This window comes from Adlercreutzia sp. DFI.6.23, assembly GCF_024462535.1.
Lineage (GTDB): Bacteria > Actinomycetota > Coriobacteriia > Coriobacteriales > Eggerthellaceae > Adlercreutzia > Adlercreutzia rubneri.
In genome coordinates this window covers 1-305 of sequence record NZ_JANGBP010000446.1, presented here as the reverse complement: position 1 = coordinate 305, position 305 = coordinate 1, and the positions used below count along the sequence as shown (strand labels likewise).

The following is a 305-nucleotide window of genomic DNA, read 5'->3' as shown; positions in this document are numbered from 1 at the left end:
GCAAGGCCCTCGGCCAGGCCTTGCTCCCGACCCTCGGCCAGGCCCTGTTCAAGCCCCATCTGGAGGCCGATTATTTGACCGCGCGCTTGTCCCTTTTTCTCAGCAATGCGCCTTTGAATTTCCATGTCTTCCTCAAACGTCAGCAACGCCATCTTCTCCTTCCGCCAATTCTCGTTTTTGTTGGCCTTTTTCACCGCACCGGCAAGCTGGCCCATAAGCGGATCTTCCCCGGCTTCCCCCGTCCAAACATCGTGTAGCAGGTTCCGCAAGCGCCCCTCGGGGAGCTTGCCCCTGCTTGGGGCAAG

1 protein-coding gene is annotated in these 305 nt (G+C 59.7%); it reads right to left on the bottom strand.

Going from position 1 to position 305, the window contains the following annotated elements:
• On the bottom strand, positions 1–215 hold a 215-nt coding region (locus tag NE591_RS14070), incomplete at its 3' end, for a hypothetical protein (RefSeq protein ID WP_371130631.1).
• Between the last annotated feature and the right edge of the window lie 90 nt (positions 216–305).